The following is a 15,266-nucleotide window of genomic DNA, read 5'->3' as shown; positions in this document are numbered from 1 at the left end:
TGGTCGGCGTGGTGATCATCGACCAGCATCGCGGCAGCCCAGGAATGATGGGCTGGACAGATATGTTGTCAAACAAACGATAGGGCTAGAACATGATGGGCTGATCAAACGATTGCGTGGATGGTGAAGCAATGTCGGACTACGGACATGAACTCCGGTTTGGGTCGTTCCTGACGCCGAGCGTGCACGACCCGGACCAGGTGGTGGCGCTGGCCGAGCTGACCGAGGCGGCCGGGCTGGACCTGGTCACCTTCCAGGACCACCCGTACAACGCGGAGTTCCTCGACACCTGGACCCTGCTGAGCTGGGTGGCGGCCCGCACGCAACGGCTCCGGATCTCGGGAAACGTCCTCAGCCTGCCGCTGCGCCCGCCGGCCGTGTTGGCCAGGGCGGCGGCGAGCCTGGACCGGCTGTCGCACGGCCGTTTCGAACTGGGCCTCGGTGCCGGCGCGTTCTGGGACGGGATCGAGGGCATGGGCGCCCGTCGGCTGACCGCTGGCCAGGGAGTCGCGGCCCTGCGGGAGGCGATCGATGTCCTGCGCGGCGTCTGGGACGACACCGCGGAGGGGCCGCTGCGGAGCGACGGGGAGTACTACCCCGTACCCGGCATGCAGCGCGGCCCGAAGCCGGCACATGACATCGACATCTGGCTCGGCGCGTACCAACCGAAAATGCTGGCCCTGACCGGCCAGAAGGCCAACGGGTGGCTCCCGACGCTGGAGTACCTGCGATCCCCGGACCGGGTGACCGCCAACCGGCTCATCGACGAGGCGGCCATCGCCGCCGGCCGCGAGCCGCGCGAGATCCGGCGGCTGCTCAACCTGTTCACCGTCGACCTCTCGACGCGCAACCGCGGTTTCCTCCAGGGCCCGGCCGAGCAGTGGGTCGACCAACTCCTACCGCTGGTCCTGGAGGAGGGGTTCAGCACCTTCCTGATCGGCCGCGACGACCCACGCCTCATCCAGGCCCTCGGGCAGGAGATCGCCCCCGCGCTGCGCGAGGCGGTCGCCAAGGAGCGCGCCGGTGGTGCGGTCGACGCCGGACCGGTCCGCAGCACCGTCGCGCTGGCCCAGCGGCACCCGGGCCTCGACTACGACGCGCTGCCGGCGTCGCTGACCACCAGATCCGTCGAGCCCGGTGATCCGGAGTACGAGCGCGTACGCCACAGCTACAGCTGGCACGGGTCGCCGGCCCTGGTGATCCGCCCGCGCAACGCCGCCGAGGTGGTCGACGCCGTGTCGTACGCCCGGACGCAGAACGTCCCGCTGTCGGTGCGCAGCGGCGGGCACGGCATCAGCGGCCGGTCGACGAACGACGGGGGAGTCGTCATCGACATGTCGAGGATGAACAGGGTGAAGGTGCTCGACCGGGCGACCCGTCGGGTTCGACTGGAGCCGGGTGCCCGGTGGGGCGAGGTGGCTCAGGCGCTCGCCCCGTACGGCCTGGCGATGAGCTCCGGTGACTACGGTGACGTGGGCGTCGGTGGTCTCGCCACCACGGCCGGCGTCGGATACCTGGCGCGCAAGCACGGCCTGACCATCGACCACGTCGTCGCCGCCGAGATCGTCACCGTGGATGGTCGTCTGCTCCGCGTCGACGACGCACACCACCCCGACCTGTTCTGGGCCGTCCGAGGCGCCGGCGGGAACTTCGGTGTCGTCACCGCGCTCGAGTTGCAGGCGTACGAGGTCGACAACGTCGTCTACGCCCAGCTGGTCGCGGACGCGACCGACACCGCCGCGCTGCTGCGCCGTTGGGGCCAGCTCGTCGAGGACGCGCCCCGGGAGCTGACGAGTTTCCTGTCCCTCTTTCCGGGCCGGCGCGGCAATCCGCCGGCTGCCCAGGTCACGCTCGTCTACGCCGGTGACGACGTCGAGGCGGCGCAGACCGCGTTGAGCCCGTTCCTGGAGATCGGGCCGATCCTCGACCAGCAGGCGCAACTCGTGCCGTACCCGGCGATCGTCGCGCCGCCCGGCGACCAGCACCGGGGGCAGGGGCTGCACGACACCCGCAGCGGTCTGCTGCACCACGTCACTCCGCAGGCGGCCGACCTCATGGAAAACATGATCCATTCCGGTGACGTGATGATCATGCAGCTCCGGTCCGTCGGCGGGGCGGTCAACGACGTCGCCCGCGACGCGACCGCCTACCCGCACCGGGAGCAGAACTTCTCGGTGCTCGCCGCCACGGTCCCGGACCGCCGGCCCCACCTCGACAAGCTCTGGGCCGAGCTGTACGCGCATCTGGACGGCTTGTATCTGAGCTTCGAGAGCGACACCGATCCGGCGCGACTGCTGGACGCCTGGCCCGAACCCACCCTCGGCCGGCTGCGCGCCATCAAGGCCACCTACGACCCGGACAACGTCTTCAACCGGAACTTCCCGATCCCGCCGGCCGGGCCGGTCGCCTAGCGGGTGCCGGACAGGTACTCGCGGCGACGCTGCGGTTCGAACTTCTCGATCGCGTACCGCAGCATGACCCGTGGCATGACCCGGTAGCGGCGGGCGAGGAACTCCTCCTCCGCCGCTCGGTCCCGGTTGCCCACCTCGCGCAGCATCCAGCCCACCGCCTTGCGGACCAGGTCGTGTGGGTCGTGCAGGAGCCGGTCGCTGAGTCGGAAGGTCCACTCGAAGTCACCGGCCTTGATGAAGGCGAAGGTCGCCATGACGGCGATGCGCCGGTCCCACACGAGGCTCGACCCGGCCAACCGGTCCAGGACGCTGCGGTCCCTGTCGATCAGCCACGGGCCGACGATGTACGGCGCGGACGAGTCCACCAGGTCCCAGTTGTTGATGCGGCCGGTGTTGGCCAGGACGGTGCCGAAGATCTGACCCCGTTCCCGCTCGTCGCCCGTGCCGAACTTCCGGACCAGGATGAGCAGTGCGGTCAACCGCTCCTCGTGCGCGCCGTCGATGAGCAGCCCCGTCGTCTCGGCCAGCGACAGGTCACGCCAGAACCGAGCGGCCACCCTGCGTTGGTCGGGCACGGAGACACCGAGGGCCCGGTCGCCCTCGCCATAGCCGCCGGGGACCATCTGGAGAAACCGGCTCGACGCCTCGGCGCGACGTGGGTCGGCGAGGCGGGCGAGTTCCTGACGCACATCGACGCTGGTGACCACGGCCGTCCACGCTACCGGCCCTAACGCTGAACTGGGCGATCCCGGCCCGCCCAGCCCGCTGCGGGGTGTAAACCACGTCCACCGTCCAGGACGGGGCGGTGGAGTGCTTAGCTGAACGGATGATCACACCCGTTCCCCTCGGTACGTGGCCGACGCCGCTGGAGGCCGCGCCCCGGCTCGCCGCCCGGCTGGGGTTGGCCGAGCTCTGGTTCAAACGCGACGACCTCTGCGGCCTGGGCGGGGGCGGCAACAAGATCCGCAAGCTGCGGTACACCTGCGCCCAGGCGATCGCCGTCGGCGCCACCACGGTCATCACCTCGGGGGCGCCGCAGAGCAACCATGCCCGGCTCACCGCGGCCGCCGCCGCGCGGCTCGGCCTCTCCTGCGTGCTGGTGCTCGCCGGTGCGCCCCCGGCGGGTAGGCGCGGCAACCTGCTGCTGGACGAGATCGCCGGTGCGGAGATCGTGTGGAGCGGCGACCGTCCACCCGCCGAGGTGGTGGCGGTGGAGGCGGAGCGGCGGTCGGCGTACCTCATCCCGTTCGGCGGCACGTCACCGGCGTCGATCCAGGGCTATGTGGATTGCGGTCGGGAGCTGCGGGCCCAACTGCCGACCATCGACGGGGTCGAGGTCGTGGCGGCGCTCGGCTCCGGCGGGACGATGGCCGGCCTGGTACGGGAGTTGGGCGCGCAGCGGGTGATCGGCGTGAACGTCGGCGCTCTGCCGGATCCTCGGGCGACCGTCGCCGAGCTGCTCGGCGGCGAGGTGACGCCGGAGGCGCTGCGCATCGACGACACCCAGGTGGGTGCCGGGTACGGCACGCTCACCGACGCCGCCCGGGCGGCGTTGGAGGTGACCGCGCGTACGGAGGGGGTTTTCCTGGACCCCACGTACACCGGTCGGGCGATGGCGGCGCTGCTGGCAGGCAGTTTCCCGCACGGCGACCGGGTCGTCTTTCTGCACAGCGGTGGGTTGCCGGGCCTCTTCGGCCACCCCGAGCTGTAGGAGTGTCGGCGGTGGCCCGGACACCGAGGGCTGACCTGGCATGTGTCAGCGCCAACCGGGTACGCCGCGGTGGCCCTGGGGGCCGGCGGAACGCCCAGGCTGACCGCTCTCACAGCCGAGGAGCACCGACATGCCTATCGCGGGGCGGGCCCGACTCTCACCGACGGTCTCCCTGGTGCTGTTGGCGTCGATCCTCGTGTCGTTCCTGGCGGCCTCGGCGGCCCCGACCCCGCTCTACGGTGTCTACCAGGAACGCTGGCACTTCTCGCCGGTCACGACCACGGTGATCTTCGCCGTCTACGCGCTCGCGGTGCTGGCGTCGCTGCTCACGTTCGGCAAGTTGTCCGACCACGTCGGTCGGCGGCCGGTGCTGGCCGTCGCGATCGCGGTGCAGATACTGGCGCTGGTCGTCTTCATCTTCGCCAACGGCGTTGCGTCCCTGCTGGTCGCCCGCCTCGTGCAGGGGTTGGCGGCCGGCGCCGCCACCGGCGCGGTGGGTGCCGCCATGCTCGACATCGACCGTGCCCGGGGCACGCTGGCCAACTCCCTCGCCCCCGGTATCGGCACCGGAAGCGGTGCCCTGCTCTCGGCCCTGCTCATCCAGTACCTGCCCGCCCCGACGCGGCTGGTGTACGTCGTGCTGCTCGTGATCCTGCTGATCCAGCTCGTCGGCGTCGCGCTGATGCCGGAGACGGTCACACCGATGGCCGGCGCCCGAGGCAGCCTGCGGCCGGACATCGCGCTGCCCCGCGAGGTGCGTCGGCCGGTCCTGGTCGTCGTCCCGGTGCTCTTCGCGGTCTGGGCACTGGCCGGGTTCTTCGGTGCGCTCGGCCCGGCGCTCGTCCGCAGTCTGATGAACACGTCGATCGTGATCGGCGGACTGGTCCTCTTCGTCTTCGCCGTCTTCGGCTCGATCGCCGTCGTGGTACAGCGCAACACCGCCGCGCGGACCGTCATCCTGACCGGGATCATCGCGCTCATCCTGGGCATGATCATCACGTTGGTGTCGGTCATGGCGGAGTCCGTCCCGGGCATCTTCGTCGGCCTCGCCTTCGGGGGCGTCGGTTTCGGCAGCGGCTTTCAGGGCAGCCTCAAGACGGTCATGCCACTGGTCGAGGCGCACCAACGCTCCAGCGTGCTGTCCGTGCTCTACGTCGTGTGCTACATCGGCTTCGGTCTGCCGACGGTGATCGCCGGCTTCCTCGTGGTCTACGCCGGCGGCCTGCCGCAGACCGCCGACGAGTACTCCGTCGCCGTCATCCTCCTCGCCCTGGTCGCCCTGTTGGGGCTGCGCAGGGCCACCAGGATGACCTCGGGCTGATGCCGGAAAGCCGGCGTCGAACACTGACGCAGGCAGTAGCGTGATGATCGGGAAGGGGGCGGCGATGAGTCCGAAGGCTGACCAGGGCGACGCGAGTGCGACGTCGCGCATCGAGGGCCTCGACGTCAAGCTTGAGGTGATCGTCATCCCGGTGTCGGATACCGACCGGGCGAAGGCGTTCTACCAGCGGCTCGGGTGGCGGCTCGACCAGACCCCGCCCGGCATCGTCCAGCTGACGCCACACGGCTCGGGGTGCTCCGTACAGTTCGGTCCCGGGCTCACCTCGGCGGCCCCCGGCTCGGCCACCGCGTACCTGATCGTGTCCGACGTCGAGGCGGCCCACGACACCCTCGTCGACGCCGGTGTCGAGGTCGGCGACGTCTTCCACGTCAGCCCGGACGGCCCGGTCGCCGGCCCTGATCCGCAGCGGCGCAGCTACTTCTCCCGCGCCACGCTGCGCGACCCGGACGGCAACACCTGGTTGGTGCAGGAGATCACGACCAGGCTTCCCGGGCGCATCGAAGGCGGCCTCACATCGTTCGGTTCCGCGACCGACCTGGCGAGCGCGCTGCGGCGCGCCGCCGCCGCGCACGGCGAGCACGAGAAACGCACCGGCGAGCGGGACGACAACTGGCCCGACTGGTACGCGGCGTACATGGTGAGCGAGCAGTCGGGGGCCACGCCGCCCGAGTGATCCTCGCGCGGCATCGTGCGCTGACCGCTGCGGTCAGCGCAGTCCGCGGATGAGGTTGTCGACCAGGGTGCGGGCGAAGTCCTCGGTGAGCGGCAGGTCGGCGATGAGCAGCCGGTGGTAGCAGGCGCCCCAGAGTTGGTCGACAACGGATTCCGGGTCGATGTCGGCGCGTAGCTGTCCCCGGGCCATGGCCCTGGTGATGGTGTCGACGGCGAGGGCGCGCCGGGGTGCGGAGTAGCGCTCGCGGTACGCGGCGGCCAATTCCGGGTCGGTCTGTGCCTGTCCGATGAGTTGGCTGATGACCCGTCCGGCGGTGGTGTCCCGCACGAGGTGGACGAAGGCGACGAGCTGGTTGGTCAGGTCGGCGACGATGTCGCCGGTGTCGGCGAAGGCCAGGGTGGGCGCGACGACGGTGAAGTAGCCGTCCAGGGCGAGCGCACCTTTGGAGGGCCACCATTTGTAGATCGTCATCCGGCTGGCACCGGCGTGTGCCGCCACCTTCTCGATGGTGAAGCCAGCCATGCCCTCGGCCAGCAGGAGTTCGCCGGCGGCCGTGAGGATCTCCGCACGGACCTGATCGGTGGGGCGTCGGCCACGACCGCGGCGCGTTGGCGGCTGGTCCGGCGTGAGCTCGACCACTGGGCCTCCCGGTTATATGGACACGCTGTCTACTGAATGGTTATATGGACACAGCGTACACAGCGGTGCCCCGACACCACGACGCACCGCGACGACCGAAGGAGACGAGGACATGACGGGTCTACGACGGCGACGGTTGGGTGTCTCCGGTCCGGAGGTGTCGATCATCGGGCTCGGCGCGATGGGCATGTCCGACCTGTACGGGCCGGCCGACGAGGCGGAGAGCAGAGCGACGCTGCACGCGGCGATCGACGCCGGGGTGAACCTGATCGACACCGCGGACTTCTACGGGTCGGGCCACAACGAGCTGCTGATCGGCCAGGTGCTGCGGGAGCGTCGCCGGGACGAGGTGGTGCTCAGCGTGAAGTTCGGTGCACGCCGCACACCCGACGGCGGCTTCCAGGCCGCACCGTACGACGTGTCGGCGGCGGCGGTGAAGGATCGACTGGCCTACTCGCTGCGACGGCTGGGCACCGACCACATCGACATCTACCGGCCGTCGCGGCTGAACCCGCAGGTGCCGATCGAGGAGACCGTGGGCGCGCTGCTCGACATGCAGCAGGCCGGCTACATCCGGCACATCGGGCTGTCCGAGGTGAGCGCGGACAGCATCCGCCGGGCGGCGGCGGTGGCGCCGATCAGCGACGTCCAGATCGAATACTCGCTGCTCTCCCGCGGCCCGGAGGCCACCATCCTGCCGGCGCTACGGGAGCTGGGCATCGGGTTGACCGCCTACGGGGTGCTGTCCCGAGGACTGCTGAGCGGCCACTGGTCGGCCGACCGCGAGCTGACCGGCACGGACTTCCGGGCGAACAGCCCACGGTTCCAGGGCGAGCACCTGGCCGCCAACCTGCGCCTGGTGGACGCGCTCGGCCGGGTCGCCCAGCGGCTCGGGGCGACCACGAGCCAGGTGGCGACCGCCTGGGTCGCGGCGCAGGGCGAACAGATCGTGCCGTTGGTCGGGGCGCGGCGACGGGACCGGCTGACCGAGTCGCTCGCCGCTGTCGACCTGATGCTCGACCAGGACGCGTTGGACGAGATCGAGCGTGCCGTGCCGGCCGGTGCCGCCTCCGGCCAGCGGTACGCGACCGCGATGATGGCCGCCCTCGACAGCGAGAAGTGACCCCGACCGGTACGGCTATCGCCTGGTCCGCTCCCAGGCCCGTACCAGCTGCATCCGATTGTTGATGCCCAGCTTGTGGTAGATGGATCGCAGCTGGCTGTCCACGGTGTGGAAGGAGACGAAGAGGCTCCTGGCCGCCTCCCTCTTCGTGGCGCCGGCGGCGAGCATCTCGGCCACCCGCTCCTCGGCGGGGGTGAGCGCGTCGATGCCAATGCGGGGCGGCTCGTCCATCGACGGTCGGTGGCGCGGGGTGGCAGTGAGGGCAGCGCAGCGCCGGTCGGCGATCGCCTGGTCGCCAGGGGCGCCGATCCGGGCGTAGAGAGCAGCCGCCTCGTACGCGGCATCGCGTGCCTCCGCGGATCGCACCCGGGCGCAGTTCGCGAGGTCGAGCAACGCGTCGGCCAGCGCCGGCCGCGCGGCGGTCGTCCGCAGTTGGTCGACCGCCGACCGGAGCGCGTCCGGGTCGCCATCGCGCAACCCTCGGCTCTGGTCGGCCAACGCGTGCCACAACGGCACCGGCGTACGGGTGGACACCAGCTCGACCAGTTCGGTCACCCGCCGGGCGGCCTGGGTGTCGCCAGCGGCCACCGCCGCGCGTACCAGTCGGGGACCGAAGTGCGGCACGGGCAGGAGGGGCCGGACCGACCGGTGCACGTCGGCGACGACCCGGGTGAGCAGGCCCGCAGGCGCGCTGAGGGTGGGGTCGCGGACCGCCACACAGAACGCAAACGTCCACATCGTACGGTCCGGCCAGCGCTCCTCGGCCAGGCAGGCGCGGAGGATGGCGCGCGCGTCGTCGTGTTCGCCACGGCGGTAGCGGACCTCGCCGATCACCGCGACCAGGAGGGCACGAACCTCCCTGCTGAGCTCTGCCGCGCCGGAGCTGAGCGTCGTGACGGCCAACGCAGCCGCCTCGGGCAGCTCTCCCACGGCCACCATGCGTAGGCAGTCCAGCGCGGTCAGCCCGGTCAGCGAAACGGCCCTGTCCGGCACGTGGGGGGTCGCGGCCCGCGCGTCCTGGTGCCCGCCCAGGCCGAGCTGCACCAGGATCCGTTCGGCCCGGATGGACGGGGCGTCGGCTCGCGCCGCCCAGGAATCCGGGTCCAGGACCGCCAGCACGGCCTGGGCGCCCGGCAGGTCGCCGTGCGCGAGCGAGCGGGCGGCCCGGCCGAGGGCGAGGTGGCGAGCGGACGTCTGATCACCCGACGCGGCGTGCGCGGTACCCGCGTCACGCAGCAGGGCATCGGTGTCCGGGTGGCCGGTGCGGGCCGCGATCGTGGCGATCAGAGCGAGCAGGGTGCTGCGGGTGGGGGCGTCCAGTCGGAGGTTCAGCGCCTCCCGTAGACCGGCGAGGGCGATGGTCGGCTGCTCCAGTGCCACGCTCTGCGCCAGGCGACCGAGCAGGTGCGTGCGGTGGCGTTCGCCGCCGCGACCGTTGGCGATCTCCGCGGCCAGGGCGTGGAGCGCCTCCATCCCGCGCCCGGCGAGTCGGAGCTGATCCGCGGTGGCGAACAGCCGGTGCCGTCGTTGCTCGGCGTCGATGTCGTCTGCCGGGGGCATTCCGGCGTGGAAGGATGATTCGGACAATGGCGTTCTCCCCGGTGGTTACCAGGCGCGTCGAAATGCCGTCCTGAGACCGAGCCTAGCCATGGCGGCAGGTGTGGGCGACCAGATCGACGAACCGGCGGGAGTGCGCAGATTCGCGCCCGCCGTCCGGGTTTTCGGTTCCGGTAATGGCGCGATCACGTGATGCGACGGTCGGTCTGCCGCGTCGATCATCGAATCATGGCCCAGCTCACTGAACTTCCCGGTCGGTACCGGCTCCGGGGCGTACTGCTGATGGTGATCCTCTTCGCCAGCACCGGGGCGGGTGGTGACGCTCCGGCGTGGACCCGCCTGGTGCTGATGGCGACCGCGGTGGCGATCCCGGTCGCGGTCGCGGTCCAGTACGGCTGGCCCGGAGTGCGTGCCCTGCTGGGGATCTCGCCCCGGCTACGGCTGCGGGACGGATCCGTTCCCGCACCCCATCCGATCCGACCCGAGTGAGGAGACAGCGTCCATGCCGAACAGCGATCCCGAGCCGCGGCGCGGCGACCAGGGCGGCGCGCCCTTCGCGGGCCGTAACGTCGAGCTTGAACGGCAGAACCCGGACCTCCTGGTTCCGCCGACCACCGACAGCAGGCTGGTACCCAACCTCAAGTTCTCCTTCTCGCAGGCGCACACCCGGGTGGAGAAGGGCGGCTGGACCCGCGAGGTCACCAGCCGCGACCTCCCGATCGCCAGTCAGTTGTCCGGCGTCCAGTTCGGTCTCGAACCGGGCGCGTACCGGGAGATCCACTGGCACCAGCAGTCGGAGTGGGCGTACATGCTCAGCGGCAGTTGCCGGATCAGCGCCGTCGACCACGAGGGACGCAACTTCATCGAGGACGTGAAGGCGGGCGATCTGTGGTTCTTTCCGCAGGGCGTGCCGCACAACATCCAGGCGTTGGAGGACGGCGCGCAGTTCCTGCTGGTCTTCGACGACGGCGCGTTCTCGGAGAACAACACGTTCCTGCTCAGCGACTTCTTCGCGCACACCCCGAGGCATGTCCTGGCAAAGAACTTCGGCTGGACCCTGGAACAGATGGAGAACCTGCCCGAACGGGAGAAGTACATCTTCCAGGGCGACGTCCCACCGCCGCTGCACCAGGACCGGGTGGTCAGCCCGACCGGCGACATCCCCCGAAGCTTCAAGCACCGGATGCTCGCGCAGACCCCGCAGCGCTTCCGGGGCGGAACGGTCCGGATCACCGACTCGACCAACTTTGCGGCCTCGGTGACCACCTCCGCAGCCTTGGTGGAGGTCGAGCCGGGCGGGATGCGCGAACTGCACTGGCATCCCACCACCGACGAGTGGCAGTACTACATCTCCGGCACCGGGCGGATGGGAGTCTTCGCGGCGCAGGCCGCCGCCCGGACGTTCGACTTCCAGGCCGGCGACGTGGGTTACGTCCCCTTCGCGTACGGCCACTACATCGAGAACACCGGCGACGTGCCGTTGGTGTTCCTGGAGATGTTCCGCCATCCCCGGTTCGAGGACATCTCGGTGATGCAGTGGATGGCCAACACGCCCCACGAGATCATCGCCGACACGATCAACGTGCCGAAGTCGATCGTCGACAGCCTGCCGAACACCAAGCAGGTCGTGCTCTGAGCGAGGGCGGGTTCTTCCGGTGCGCGTCCGGCCGTCCGTCACGGGACGGACGGCCGGACCGATGGCTCAGTTCCGCCCGGGTGCGGGAGAGGTGGGAGTCGCGGCAGGCCGTGGGCGTCGAGCCACCGCCCCCACCACGACGTCGATGACGAGAAAGCCGAGCAGGGTGAGCCCGAACAGCGGCAGCGCCCAGCCGATCACCACGGTCACCGGTACGCCGATCAACAGCGCCCAGACCGGCAGGCCGCGTACGCCGCCGGGGGCTGGCGGGGTGCCGGCGATCGCCCGGCGGTCGGCGCGGGTGGGTCGGCGTTGCCACCACATCCGGTAGCCCCAGAGGATGACGCAGAGCAGGCCGAGGGCGAGCGCGGCGAGCAGGATTTGGTTGACCAGGCCGAAGAGAATCCCCATGTGGGCCTGGATGCCGAGGCCGCTCAGTTGAGCCAGTAGGGGCCAGTCGGCGAAGTCGCTGCGGGCGGTGACCGTGCCGGAGGCCGGGTCGACAGCGATGCGGTCCTTCTTGACCGGCCAGGTGTTGTCGACCTGCGTGACGGTCCAGGCGGAGCCTGGACCCGGCGCGGGGGTGATCTCGACCGGACCGGAGAGGCCCGCGCCGCGAGCCACCGCCAGGACCCGGTCGAAGGCCGCCATCTCGACGACCCCGCCGGCCCCAGCGGCACCGTGCTCGTGACCCCCGCCGGTCTCGGCTGGGGTGGTGGGGTCGACGGTGAGGCTGGTGGAGATCTCCGGAGTGCGGGCACTCAGCGCGTCCAAACCGGTGGCGAAGTTCGCACCGGCATAGCGGGACCAGGTCAGACCGGTTACCGACAGGAAGAGGAGCCCGACGGTGAGCCAGATACCGGTGGTGGCGTGCCACCCCCTGGTACGGCGCACACCCTTACCTGTGGACAGGTCCGGCACGAGCAGATGCCGGGCGGCGGATCGGGCGGCGCCGCGTCGCCGCCACCAGAGGACGACCCCGCCAAGCGCCATCACCCACAGCCAGCTCGCGGCGAGTTCGGAGTAGTGCTCGCCCACCGTGCCCAGGTGCAGGTGACGGTGCAGGTCGTCCAGCCAGGTGGTGATCGGAGTGGACCCGAACCAGGTGGTGAGCTGCCCCTGGGACTCGCCGGTGTACGGATTGATGTAGACGGTGTGCTGGTTCTCGCCAAGCTCGGGCAGGGAGAACACCACCTTGGTGGTCTGGTCGCCGTCGCCGGGCTGCACGGTGGTGATGCTGCCGTCGGGGTGTGCGTTGCGCGCGGCCCCGATCTGCTCGGCCAGCGGCAGCTGACGCTCACCCACCTGGGCGACGGTCAGCTGGTCGCCGTAGAGGACGGCGTCGAGCTGTGGGGTGGTGGTGTAGGCCAGGCCGGTCAGCGCGGCGACCACCAGGAACGGGGCGACGAGAATGCCGGCGTAGAAGTGCAGCCGTAGCAACAACGCACCGAACGGTGACGTGCGCCGGCCCGGTCGGGTCGGCATCGCGGTGGTCGTGGCGCGCTCCGGCGTCGGCGTGCCGGACAACTCGGTGAGAGACATGGTGATCCGATCGGAAGAGTCGGGAAGCGCGAAGGTGCTTCCCGTACTGGTCTGGTCGCCCGGTGAGGTGTCGCTTCGGCCCTGACTGGTAGTCGGGGGAGAGACGCCTGCGGTTCCCAGGGTTGGGGGAGTGGGAACCGGGCGTCACGACCGGTCGGGTCGGGCCGCCCGTCGCCAGCGCAGCCCAGCCGTCGCCAGGACGAGGAGGGCCAGCGCGGCACCGGCGATGAGTACGCCGACGCTCGGACCACGGTCAGCCTGCACTGCGGGCGCTGACGCGCCGACGGCGGCAACCGGCGCGGCGCTGGACGTGGGATCGGCCACCGTGAACGGATACGACCCCTGAACCGGGTGCCCGTCGACGGAGACGACCCGGTACGCGACCGTGTAGGTCCCGTTCGGTAGCGCCTCGGTCACCTGCACCGTGCTCGTCGCGCCGGTGACCACCGGTTCGCCGGTTGGAAGCTTCCGCTTGGCGGCGTCGGTGAGCACGATCGTGCTGAAGGTCGGGTCGAGCCGCTGCCTGAATTCGAGCGTGACCTCGGTCGGTGCGCTCGGCAGGGTCGCGCCCTGGGCGGGCGTGGCGGTCCGGAGCGAGTTGTGCGCCCAGGCCGGGTTGGCCGGAACGAGCACCGCCACGAGGACGGCGAGCACCGCCGCGCCGAGCCGCACGGCGATGGGGAGCGACGGCGGCACGGTCATCCGAGCACCTGCTCGCCGATCCAACCGCCAGGTGGACAGCCGGGCGGGATGGCGAAGACAGCGGACCCGATCGGTGTGGTCCACTCGTTGAGCAGGTCGCGGTCGGCCAGCCGGCGCTGGATGGGCAGGAACTGTCGGGCGATGTCGGCCTGGTACGAGGTGAAGATCAGGCCGCTGTCGGCGCTGCCGTCGGCTGTCGGCACGCCGTCGTAGTTGTAGGGCCGGCGCAGGATCTTCAGCCGGTCGTCGGTGACGTGGGCGCGGGTCAGATGCGAGAAGTCGGGGATGACGGTGAGGCCGTCGGCGTCGGTGGCGGCGAAGTCGGGTTCGTCGTGTTCGGTGGTGCCGGTGAGCGGGGCGCCGGTGTCGAGCCGGCGCCCGACGGCGAGCTCGCGATCAGCGCGGCCGAGCAGGTCCCAGGTCTCCATGTTCATGCTGATGCGCCGGACCACCAGCGTGGTGCTGTCGCGCAGCCACGCTGGGCCGTCCGGCACCCAGAGCGCGGTGTCCATGGGCGAGCCGGGTCGGGGGTTGGCGGTGCCGTCGAGCTGACCGAACAGGTTGCGTTGGGTGTGGCCGCCCGGCTCGACGCCGGGGCTGCGCCGGAAGCCCTGTTGGACCCACCGAACGGTGGCGAACGGTCGGCTGTCCTTGATCAGCACGCGCTGGGCGTGGGCGACGGTGATCGCGTCGTCGGCGCAGATCTGCAGCAGCAGGTCACCGCCGGACCAGGCCGGTTGAAGCCGGTCGATGCGGAACGCCGGCAGGTCGGTCACCGATGCCGGCCGGCGGTCGTCGACGCCGGCCGCCCGGTAGAGGCCGGGCCCGAAGCCGAAGGTGACGGTCAACCGTGCGGGCAGCAGCCCGAGCTCGGCCTCGGTGTCGGCCAGGGCCGGCTGCCCCTGGGTGAGCCGGGCGGCGTCGTCGGTGAGCAGCCGCAGCATCCGCCCCAGCGCGGCCCGGTCGACGCCGGCCCGCAGGGTCAGCGCCACGAAGGACGCGTGCGCCTGCGGCTCGGTGGCCACGCCGGCCTGCCGTACGCCGTGGAACGGCTCGACCAGGTTGCCGACGCTCGCCACCGGCGTGGTGCCGGCAGCCGGCTGCGGTTGGCCGCTGCCGGTGCGGGTCGTGGCGATGGCGGCACCGCCGGCGAGGGCTCCGCCGGCGGCCAGGGCCCCGCCGGTGAGCAGGCCCCGCCTGCTCACCGGCCGGACAGGTGGTGTCCGCGTCACGATGCCGGGCTCATGCTCGTCTCCGGCGTGGCGCTCATGTCGGGCATGGGCTGGCCGTGCCCGGGGGCGTAGCTCTCCTGTGCGCCGGTGAACGGCTTGGCCACGGCCCGGAACTGCTGGGTCCTGCCGTCGGCGAAGGTCAAGGTGAAGGTCAACTCGTCGCCGGCCTGGACGGGCTTGGTGAGGTTCATCAGCATGAGGTGGTCGCCACCGGGCGCCAAGGCGTGCGTGCTCCTGGCCTTGATCACGATGCCACCCTGCTTGGCCTGCATGACCATCGTGCCGTCCTTCATGGTCATCTCGTGCAGCTCCATCGGCGACAGCGAGGTCGTGGCACCGGTCACCGTGACATCGCTGTCGCCGTCGTTGACCAGGGTCCCGAAAGCCGCCGTCATCCCCTTGTCGGCGGCCTTCACCCACGGGTCACGAATGCTGAGCACCCCAGCGTCCGGGTTGGCCGAGGCCGACGCGGACGGGCCCGCCTGCGCGGTCGACGGAGAGTCGGACGAGCCGCAACCGGCTGCGCCCACCGTCAGGATCGCGGCGGCGAGGATCGCGGCCGAGCTGCGGCGTGAAACGTTTGGGCTGGTGGTGCGCATTGTTCTTCCTCCGATGGTTGCTGCTGGGAGGTTGGTCGGACCCGCCACGGGGAAAGTTCCGGGCGGTCATGAGGCGGAACCCTGCACGGACGCGGGGCA

The 15,266-nt window shown here is 70.9% G+C and carries 14 protein-coding genes; 7 read left to right on the top strand and 7 right to left on the bottom strand.

What is annotated here, in order from left to right:
* Nucleotides 1–131: 131 nt before the first annotated feature.
* Complete coding sequence (locus tag EV382_RS12010; protein ID WP_130401648.1) at nucleotides 132–2,411, top strand: LLM class flavin-dependent oxidoreductase; 2,280 nt, start codon at nucleotides 132–134, stop codon at nucleotides 2,409–2,411.
* Here EV382_RS12010 and EV382_RS12005 read toward each other — a convergent pair.
* On the bottom strand, nucleotides 2,408–3,118 hold the full coding sequence (locus EV382_RS12005) for a DNA alkylation repair protein (RefSeq protein ID WP_130401647.1): 711 nt from the start codon (nucleotides 3,116–3,118) through the stop codon (nucleotides 2,408–2,410). The genes EV382_RS12010 and EV382_RS12005 overlap by 4 nt on opposite strands.
* 119 nt (nucleotides 3,119–3,237) lie before the next feature.
* Here EV382_RS12005 and EV382_RS12000 point away from each other — a divergent pair, with 119 nt between their 5' ends.
* The 3 genes from EV382_RS12000 (at nucleotide 3,238) to EV382_RS11990 (ending at nucleotide 6,137) form a co-directional block, all read left to right on the top strand.
* Nucleotides 3,238–4,122 (top strand): pyridoxal-phosphate dependent enzyme, encoded by an 885-nt coding sequence (locus EV382_RS12000; RefSeq protein ID WP_130401646.1) that lies wholly within the window; start codon nucleotides 3,238–3,240, stop codon nucleotides 4,120–4,122.
* A gap of 130 nt (nucleotides 4,123–4,252) precedes the next feature.
* Nucleotides 4,253–5,443: an MFS transporter gene (locus EV382_RS11995; RefSeq protein WP_130401645.1), complete on the top strand. Its 1,191-nt coding sequence runs from the start codon at nucleotides 4,253–4,255 to the stop codon at nucleotides 5,441–5,443.
* A 64-nt stretch (nucleotides 5,444–5,507) separates the two neighbouring features.
* Nucleotides 5,508–6,137, top strand: a complete 630-nt coding sequence (locus tag EV382_RS11990) for a VOC family protein (RefSeq protein ID WP_130401644.1) — start codon at nucleotides 5,508–5,510, stop codon at nucleotides 6,135–6,137.
* Nucleotides 6,138–6,170: 33 nt separating this feature from the next.
* Here the strand turns inward: EV382_RS11990 and EV382_RS11985 are convergent, their stop codons facing one another.
* Nucleotides 6,171–6,776: a TetR/AcrR family transcriptional regulator gene (locus EV382_RS11985; protein WP_130401643.1), complete on the bottom strand. Its 606-nt coding sequence runs from the start codon at nucleotides 6,774–6,776 to the stop codon at nucleotides 6,171–6,173.
* 112 nt (nucleotides 6,777–6,888) lie between these two features.
* Between EV382_RS11985 and EV382_RS11980 the strand changes: the two genes are divergently transcribed.
* Complete coding sequence (locus tag EV382_RS11980) at nucleotides 6,889–7,899, top strand: aldo/keto reductase (protein ID WP_130401642.1); 1,011 nt, start codon at nucleotides 6,889–6,891, stop codon at nucleotides 7,897–7,899.
* Nucleotides 7,900–7,914: 15 nt separating this feature from the next.
* Here the strand turns inward: EV382_RS11980 and EV382_RS11975 are convergent, their stop codons facing one another.
* Nucleotides 7,915–9,486 (bottom strand): helix-turn-helix domain-containing protein, encoded by a 1,572-nt coding sequence (locus EV382_RS11975; protein ID WP_130401641.1) that lies wholly within the window; start codon nucleotides 9,484–9,486, stop codon nucleotides 7,915–7,917.
* Between the two features lie 198 nt (nucleotides 9,487–9,684).
* Between EV382_RS11975 and EV382_RS11970 the strand changes: the two genes are divergently transcribed.
* A complete protein-coding gene (locus tag EV382_RS11970; protein WP_130401640.1) occupies nucleotides 9,685–9,945 on the top strand; it encodes a hypothetical protein in 261 nt (86 codons plus the stop codon).
* A gap of 13 nt (nucleotides 9,946–9,958) precedes the next feature.
* On the top strand, nucleotides 9,959–11,092 hold the full coding sequence (locus EV382_RS11965) for a cupin domain-containing protein (RefSeq protein WP_130401639.1): 1,134 nt from the start codon (nucleotides 9,959–9,961) through the stop codon (nucleotides 11,090–11,092).
* Nucleotides 11,093–11,158: 66 nt separating this feature from the next.
* Here the strand turns inward: EV382_RS11965 and EV382_RS11960 are convergent, their stop codons facing one another.
* From EV382_RS11960 to EV382_RS11945, 4 genes are all read right to left on the bottom strand, one after another.
* Complete coding sequence (locus EV382_RS11960) at nucleotides 11,159–12,634, bottom strand: PepSY-associated TM helix domain-containing protein (protein WP_130401638.1); 1,476 nt, start codon at nucleotides 12,632–12,634, stop codon at nucleotides 11,159–11,161.
* Nucleotides 12,635–12,778: 144 nt separating this feature from the next.
* Complete coding sequence (locus EV382_RS11955; RefSeq protein WP_130401637.1) at nucleotides 12,779–13,336, bottom strand: copper resistance CopC family protein; 558 nt, start codon at nucleotides 13,334–13,336, stop codon at nucleotides 12,779–12,781.
* The gene (locus EV382_RS11950; RefSeq protein ID WP_208758383.1) at nucleotides 13,333–14,541 is read right to left on the bottom strand and encodes a Dyp-type peroxidase; all 1,209 of its coding nucleotides are present in this window, start codon (nucleotides 14,539–14,541) and stop codon (nucleotides 13,333–13,335) included. The genes EV382_RS11955 and EV382_RS11950 overlap by 4 nt, the downstream gene beginning before the upstream one ends.
* A gap of 23 nt (nucleotides 14,542–14,564) precedes the next feature.
* Complete coding sequence (locus EV382_RS11945) at nucleotides 14,565–15,167, bottom strand: copper chaperone PCu(A)C (protein WP_130401635.1); 603 nt, start codon at nucleotides 15,165–15,167, stop codon at nucleotides 14,565–14,567.
* Nucleotides 15,168–15,266: the final 99 nt, after the last annotated feature.

This window comes from Micromonospora violae (assembly GCF_004217135.1).
GTDB lineage: Bacteria > Actinomycetota > Actinomycetes > Mycobacteriales > Micromonosporaceae > Micromonospora > Micromonospora violae.
Note: the sequence above shows the minus strand (reverse complement) of the source record. Positions and strands in the feature narration are given on the sequence as shown.